This window comes from Bradyrhizobium sp. (assembly GCF_004799445.1).
GTDB lineage: Bacteria > Pseudomonadota > Alphaproteobacteria > Rhizobiales > Xanthobacteraceae > Bradyrhizobium.
Genome location: NZ_SSNA01000149.1, coordinates 21,796 through 28,670, shown reverse-complemented (window position 1 = coordinate 28,670; position 6,875 = coordinate 21,796). Strand labels below are relative to the sequence as shown.

Here is a 6,875-nt window from a genome sequence, read left to right as displayed (position 1 = left end):
GACGCCGGGTTCTGCTCGCGGCGCGATGGACCGTCGCACCGGTCAATCCGTGTGGGTCACGACAAAGCGGGTGATGAATTGCGTCGCCGCGGCGCCGGTCGCGACAACGCGAACCACACTGCCTTGCTGCAGTGCCATGGCGGCAGCTGCGCACCGCGACGGCTGCACGCGGTCACAGGGCGTTGCCGACATTCGCGCGAGCCGCCGCCGCAAATACATCCCATGATTGTAAAACCATTTGAGCTGCCGCGGCGACAAACCGCTTCGCGGGGGGCGGAATTTTTTGCCGATTGATCCCTGCGCCATTCGGGTCACAATGGATTCGGCATTTGACGGTGCGAGCAGGGCCCGACCCCGGCGGAGAAGAAAATGGTCGAGAATCTTCACCGGCAGCGCGTGCTGAATTTCCTCGGGGTGCTGTCCTCGGGCGATATCGGGGCAGCGCTGTCCCACTGCAGCGACGACGTCGATTTTTTCGCCAATACGCCGATCGATATCCTGCCGCATATGGGCCACCACCGCGGCAAGGCCGAACTCCGGCAGATGTGGACGACGATCCACACCCGCTATTCCAGCATGCGCTACGAGATACCGATCATGGTCGCGGAAGGCGACAAGGTCGCGGCCAATCTTCGGGTGTTCTTCCGCAAGAGCAGCAACAATCGGATCGTGCAGTTCGACATGGCCGCCTTCTATACCCTTCGCGACGGCCAGATCGCCAGGATCCGCGAGATCATCGATACCTTCGATCTGGTCCAGCAGGTGCTCGAGCGTGACGTCGCTGCGGTGCTGACCGGGAGCATGTCCGAAAAGATCTAGCCGCTATCGATGTCGTCATTCCGGGGCGCGTCGAAGACGCGAACCCGGAATCTCGAGATTCCCCGATGTGCAATTGCACATCTGAGGTCTGGTGCTAACGCACCATCCCGGAATGACATTTCAAAGCCACCGCGTTGAACCTCAGGACGCCCTTGGGCGACCAAACATGGGATTCATTGATCCACGGACGATACCCCATCCATGAAAATCGCGTTGCTTGCCTTGCTCGGTCTGATATTGGGCGCGCTCGGCGGCGCCGCGCTTGGCATCGGGGCCGGACTGGCCTGGGTCGAAATCTTCAAGACCACCAGCTTTGAGGGCTATAGCGGTATGCTGGTGTTTTTCACCTTCATGCCGCTCGGCGCCGCGATCGGCGGGCTCGGCGGCGCGCTGTTGTTCGGCGTCATCGCGGCCCGCGACGCCGAAATCGCCGTGATGCGCGAGCCCGCCGGCCCGCAGGACCGCTAAAGCGTTTTCAAGCGAAGCCTGCCCTCGGACTTGATCCGGGGGTGGAGACCGGTTCGCGTCAAGAAAACGCGTCAAATCAAGAATCTGGAGCCCCGTTTCGATTCAATCGAAACGGAAAAGGCTCCAGGTCGGGAATCGGACCGCATTTGTGCAATGCAAAATTGCGCATTGCGTTTTGACCTGATGCCGTTATTTGAACCTTGAAATTTAGTGCAGCCTCCAGGCCCGGCGTCGCCAATGACGCCCGTCAGGGCCGGTCGCTGATCCGCCAATCCAGTTCAGGAAGCAGATATCATGACAGAGCACAGTCTCTGGCGTTTCTCTCGTGCGTTGCATCGCGCGATCAACGACCGCCAGCGCGAAGACCTCGAAACCTTGATCGACGACGAGGTCGATTGGGCGATCTATGGCCCGATCGACATGTTTCCGTTTTTCGGCGCGCGCCGCGGCAAGGCCGCCGTGCTCGAGGTCATCAAGCACATCGCCGAGACCATCCGGGTGCACCGCTTCGACCGCGAGTCGATCATGCTGGGCGTGGACTCCGCGGCCTCGATGATGCGCTATTCGCTGACCGCGCTGGACGCCAACAAGCCGGTCAGCCTGCGGCTCGCCCAGTTCGCGCAATTCAAGGCCGGCCGGCTCACCAGCATGCGCATTCTCGTCGATACCTTCGATCTGGTCGAGCAGGCGCTCGGGCGCCCGATTCATCTGCCAAGGATCGCGTCAGCGGGCTGATCCTCTTCGTCATGGCCGGGCATAGCCGTCCGAAGGACGGCGTCGCTTCCGCTCGCCTATGTCCGGCCATCCACGTGAATCCCCCGCCACAATTTTGCACTGATGTGCCTTCATCATTCATAGGCAGGCGGGCGGGGTGATGACTTCCAGGACAGGATACGGTTTGGCGGGGCTGCTGGTACTGGCGGCCGGTCTCGGCTTGACGGCTGTGCCGGCGAATGCGCAGGCCGTGCCGTCGACCGAAGACGCGGCCGCCACGGCAGAGGCGACCGAAGCGGAGGCCGCCGCCGACCCGGATGACGCCGATATCAAGGATTTGGAGCTGGACTGGAGCCAGCTCAACGTCGACGCCTATACCCTGATGACCACGAGCCCGGCCTCCAAGGCGCGCATGGCTCCGCGCGCGGCAAACACCGCTGACATGGCGTGGTCGTCGAAGGACAAGCCGAATGGGTCGGCCGTCTCGGTGAAGCAACCGATATCGCCGTTCTGGGATGCCCGGATCGGGGCCGACATGACCGTCACCCGGCAACCATCGACGATGTCCGAATTGCTATCGGAAAAAATCGCCAATGGCGGCAGCGAGCCGCAATCTTCCGGCACGGCATGGGCGGCGATCACCGCTCCCGGTGTCGGTTCGATCTGGGACAAGACGGCCATCGAGGCCCGGGTCGATCCCTCGCAGGAGCAGGGCAAGCTCGGCACCTCCGTGAGCAAGTCGCTGCCCCTCAGCGAGCAATATTCGCTCACCCTGCAGAACGGCTACAATGTGATCCAGCAGGGTATCGTTCCGGTGCCCGGACTGGCCGGGCGCACGACGCGGAACTACGAGACCGAGCAATCGGCAAAGCTGAGCATCGCCGACACCGGCACCAGCTTCAGCGCCGGCCAGACCCTCTCGTCCAGCGACGACAAGTGGCTGCGCAAGGTCGGCGCCGAGCAGAAACTGTTCGGCGGCGTCAGCATCTCCGGCTCGATCAGCGAGACGCCGCTCGGCACCTCGAGCAAGAGTCTCACCGCGGGATTCAAGCAGAGCTGGTAGGCGCCGATCGTTGCGGCTTTCGACAAATCCCGTGAAAGATCAGGCATTGCCGCATATTGGCCGCGATGCGGTCAAAATCGGAAGCCCTGATGGCGATGCTTTACTTCGTCGTGCGGGGGACATCCGCGCTCGCTACACACGCGAAACAGGGAAACAGCCGATGAATGCCATTCGTTCCGAAAAGGTTGAATCAATTGAAGAGGATAACAACCTCGCCGCGGTCTCGGAGGTCGAGGCCGGCATCCGCGATTTCGTCCGCAACGACGTCGCTTATTTGCGCCGCCCGGCGCCGGGCACGGTGAGCAGCAGCGAAGGCGCGCTTGAGGCGGGCACCGAGGCCACCGTCAACAACGTCAACTCGCTGATCCAGCGCGTCGCCGGAACCTCGCTCGCGGAAATCGAGAACCTGATTTCCGAGCTTGAAAGCCTGCGCGACCTGCTGCATGCCGAAGGCCAGCGCGTCCAGCGCGAGATTTCCGGCTATGCCCAGCTCAGCCAGGCCGCGATGAAATCCACCCGCATGATCGCCGACAATGTCACGCAGTGGAAGCGGGCCGCGGACGGCCTCCGCAACAGCTAATTCGGCAGTATTCTCGAACCCCGCCGCCGCGCTCCCCTTGAGGGAGCGCGGCGGCTTTGTCTGATTCGAGCGTCTGCCGGCGAAAGCCCGCCCCACACCTGATGCGGTGGATACCGGTTCGTCGCAAGGGACGCGGCGCAACAAACAACGCCTTTGAACCTGCCCGGTCCGGGCCGCGACCAAGTGCAGTCGGCGTGACGCGGCGGCAAACCCTGGGGCATCCCCTGCATGAAAAGCTTTCGGCCAGACAACAGCGATCCGATTCCGTTGCGGAGGCCGTCGCAGAATATCGGCACCATCCTGATCCGCTTTGTCGGGCTGCTGCTGGCGGCCGTGGTGGCGCTGGCACTGATCTGGAGCCGCTGATCTGGAGCCGCTGATCTTTCGGACGGTATTTTCTCGCGGCGAACCGAAACAGGCTCAGCCGGTATTTAGCGATTCGGCCGCTATGGTTAGCGAATGGTAACCGAAGACACGGTGATGGGGTCGCCCTCCAGCGAATAGGCACCGTCGGCGTAGCCCTTCACCACCATCCCGGTGGCGAGCATGACCGCAACCGTCACGGTCGCGAAGATAAAGCCCAGGAATTTCAAACCGCGCAGGTCTGCCATCATCGTCCCCTCAATTCTGTCCCTGCGCCCTATTTGACAGGCACAGGTTCAAAATGAGTTAGCGAAGAATCGGTTCCACCGTGATGGTCAGGGACTGGCGTTCCGCCGCGGCACAAAGGCCGTCGCCAGCATCGAAAACGCCAGTTCGCCGCGCTGGTTGGTGCCGGTATTGCGGCCCTGCAGGATGCCCCATTCTGGGCGCTTGTCCGACGTACGCAGCGATTCGACCTCGCTGGCGAAATGGATCACGTCGCCCGCCAGCACCGGCCTGATCCAGCGCAGTTCGCGAAAACCCGGTGACGGTCCCCAGATCGCGACTTTCTCGCCGCGCGCCGCGGCCTCACGGGCCTGGCGCTGGCCATCGGCCACCAGCAGTTTCATGCAGACCGATCCGACATGCCAGCCCGACGCGGCAAGGCCGCCGAACAGCGATTTGCGCCCTTCCTCCTCGTCGAGATGAAAAGGCTGCGGATCGAACTGGCGCGCGAATTTCTTGATGCCGTCGGCGGTGAAGGTGAACGAGCCCAGTTCGCGCCGCTGCCCGACTTCGATGTCTTCGAAGAAACGCATCAGCCCGCCTGCTCCAAAGCGATATCCTCGCGTCGCCGCACGATGATCGGCGAAACCATCTCGCACAGCGCCTGTCCGGCCGCGTTGCGCGCCACGGCTCTGAACGTCACGATCCCGGTGGCGGGGCGGCTGCGGGAAACCCTTGCTTCCACCACCTCGACATCGAGCGTGAGCTCATCGTCCGGCCGCAGCGGCGCGAGCCAGCGCAATTCGTTGACCCCCGGCGAGCCGAGCGAGGCCGTACCGCCGATAAAACCGTCGAACATCATCCGCATGATCAGCGAGCAAAGATGCCAGCCCGAACCGGAAAGCCCCTTCAACATCGACCGCGACGCCGCTTCCTCATCAAGGTGCATGGGCTGCGGATCGAATTCGGCGGCGAAGGCGAGAATTTCCTCGCGCGTGACGCGGCGCGGTCCGAATTGACCGAAATGGCCGGGCTTGAAATCTTCGAAAGCAAATGTGGTCATGACGGGGATATCACGGAGAGGAGCCTGATTGTGGCCGCACTTTGCGGCAATCTCAACCCGCCCACGCGCATGGCTCGTCCCTGACTTGCCCGAACCGGCATTCGGAGCTAGCCCTTTGCCTGCAGGGACCGTTTGGACGCGAATCATATTCGACTGGCCGGGAGAACCACCGATGTTCGATTTTCAGGATCTGTTTCAGTGGGACCGCTTTATCACGCCTACGATCATCAAGACATTCTACTGGCTGGTCATCGCGTTGATCGGGTTGTTCGGCATCGCCGGCATCTTTTCCGCGCTTGCCGCGATGGCGATCAGCCCGTTCGGCGGATTCATTCAGCTGTTGTCCTCGATCGCCGGCGTCTTCGTCGGCATCATCTTCTCGCGCATCGCGGCGGAATTCATCCTGATCGTGTTTCGCATCAACGAGCATCTCGGCGCGATCCGCGACCAGGGCGCGGGGCACTAGAAGCGATCAATTATTGAACCTGAAATGCATGACGTCGCCGTCGGCGACCACGTAATCCTTGCCCTCCAGCCGCAATTTTCCGGCATCGCGGGCGCCGGCTTCGCCGCCGAGCGCGACGTAATCGGCATAGGCAATGGTCTCGGCGCGGATGAAGCCCTTTTCGAAATCGGTATGGATGACGCCCGCGGCGGCGGGCGCCTTGGTGCCGCGGTGGATGGTCCAGGCGCGGGCTTCCTTCGGGCCGACGGTGAAATAGGTGATGAGATCCAGCAGCTGGTAGCCGGCGCGGATCAGGCGGTCGAGGCCGGCTTCCTCCAGCCCGAGCGTTTCGAGAAATTCGGCGCGCTCCTCGCGCGACAGCGTCGCTATCTCCGATTCGATCTTGGCCGAGATGGTGACGGCGACCGCGCCTTCCTTCCTGGCTTGCCCGGCAACGGCTTCTGAAAACTTGTTGCCTTTGGCGGAGGACGCTTCCTCGACATTGCAGACGTACAACACCGGCTTGGAGGTCAGCAGGCCGAGCATGCCGAAGGCGCGCTCTTCATCCGGCTTGCGCTCGAGAAACCGCGCCGGCTTGCCCTCGCGCAGCAACACCAGAGCGCGATTGACGAGGTCGAGTTGTTCCTTGGCATCCTTGTCGTTGCCCTTGGCCTTCTTGGCCAGATTGTCGACGCGCTTTTCCAGGCTGTCGAGATCGGCCAGCATCAATTCGGTCTCGATGGTCTCGATGTCGGCCAACGGCGCGATCTTGCCTTCGACATGGGTGATGTCGGAATCCTCAAAGCAGCGCACCACATGGGCGATCGCGTCGACCTCGCGGATGGTGGCGAGAAACTGGTTGCCGAGGCCTTCGCCCTTCGAGGCGCCGCGCACCAGGCCCGCGATATCGACAAAGGTCAGCCGCGTCGGGATGATCTGGCCGGATTTGGCAATCGCCGCCAGTTTGTCGAGCCGGGGATCCGGCACCGCGACCTCGCCGACATTCGGCTCGATGGTGCAGAACGGATAATTCGCCGCCTGCGCCGCCGCCGTCTCGGTCAGCGCGTTGAACAGTGTCGATTTGCCGACATTGGGCAACCCGACGATACCGCATTTGAATCCCATGATGTGTCCT

At 62.5% G+C, this 6,875-nt stretch carries 12 protein-coding genes; 8 read left to right on the top strand and 4 right to left on the bottom strand.

What is annotated here, in order from left to right:
• From E8A46_RS20455 to E8A46_RS20425, 7 genes are all read left to right on the top strand, one after another.
• The coding region (locus tag E8A46_RS20455; protein WP_291565118.1) for a hypothetical protein at positions 1-226 on the top strand (226 nt) is incomplete at its 5' end.
• A 143-nt stretch (positions 227-369) separates the two neighbouring features.
• On the top strand, positions 370-819 hold the full coding sequence (locus tag E8A46_RS20450; protein ID WP_291565116.1) for a nuclear transport factor 2 family protein: 450 nt from the start codon (positions 370-372) through the stop codon (positions 817-819).
• 201 nt (positions 820-1,020) lie between these two features.
• Positions 1,021-1,287: a hypothetical protein gene (locus E8A46_RS20445; protein ID WP_291565114.1), complete on the top strand. Its 267-nt coding sequence runs from the start codon at positions 1,021-1,023 to the stop codon at positions 1,285-1,287.
• Positions 1,288-1,581: 294 nt separating this feature from the next.
• Positions 1,582-2,022, top strand: a complete 441-nt coding sequence (locus E8A46_RS20440; protein WP_291565113.1) for a nuclear transport factor 2 family protein — start codon at positions 1,582-1,584, stop codon at positions 2,020-2,022.
• A gap of 139 nt (positions 2,023-2,161) precedes the next feature.
• Positions 2,162-3,064 carry a hypothetical protein gene (locus E8A46_RS20435; RefSeq protein ID WP_291565111.1) on the top strand — a complete coding sequence of 301 codons (903 nt, stop codon included), beginning with the start codon at positions 2,162-2,164 and terminating at the stop codon, positions 3,062-3,064.
• 160 nt (positions 3,065-3,224) lie between these two features.
• A complete protein-coding gene (locus E8A46_RS20430) occupies positions 3,225-3,644 on the top strand; it encodes a hypothetical protein (protein WP_291565109.1) in 420 nt (139 codons plus the stop codon).
• Positions 3,645-3,872: 228 nt separating this feature from the next.
• Entirely contained in the window at positions 3,873-4,010 is a 138-nt protein-coding gene (locus E8A46_RS20425; protein WP_291565107.1) for a hypothetical protein, read from the top strand.
• Positions 4,011-4,096: 86 nt separating this feature from the next.
• On the opposite strand, the gene E8A46_RS20420 is transcribed toward E8A46_RS20425, so the two are convergent.
• From E8A46_RS20420 to E8A46_RS20410, 3 genes are all read right to left on the bottom strand, one after another.
• Entirely contained in the window at positions 4,097-4,258 is a 162-nt protein-coding gene (locus tag E8A46_RS20420; RefSeq protein ID WP_291565124.1) for a hypothetical protein, read from the bottom strand.
• An 84-nt stretch (positions 4,259-4,342) separates the two neighbouring features.
• On the bottom strand, positions 4,343-4,825 hold the full coding sequence (locus E8A46_RS20415) for a MaoC family dehydratase (protein WP_291565105.1): 483 nt from the start codon (positions 4,823-4,825) through the stop codon (positions 4,343-4,345).
• Complete coding sequence (locus E8A46_RS20410; RefSeq protein WP_291565103.1) at positions 4,825-5,295, bottom strand: MaoC family dehydratase; 471 nt, start codon at positions 5,293-5,295, stop codon at positions 4,825-4,827. The genes E8A46_RS20415 and E8A46_RS20410 overlap by 1 nt, the downstream gene beginning before the upstream one ends.
• A gap of 172 nt (positions 5,296-5,467) precedes the next feature.
• Between E8A46_RS20410 and E8A46_RS20405 the strand changes: the two genes are divergently transcribed.
• Positions 5,468-5,761: a DUF4282 domain-containing protein gene (locus tag E8A46_RS20405; RefSeq protein WP_291565101.1), complete on the top strand. Its 294-nt coding sequence runs from the start codon at positions 5,468-5,470 to the stop codon at positions 5,759-5,761.
• 6 nt (positions 5,762-5,767) lie between these two features.
• Here the strand turns inward: E8A46_RS20405 and ychF are convergent, their stop codons facing one another.
• A complete protein-coding gene (ychF, locus tag E8A46_RS20400) occupies positions 5,768-6,865 on the bottom strand; it encodes a redox-regulated ATPase YchF (protein ID WP_291565099.1) in 1,098 nt (365 codons plus the stop codon).
• Between the last annotated feature and the right edge of the window lie 10 nt (positions 6,866-6,875).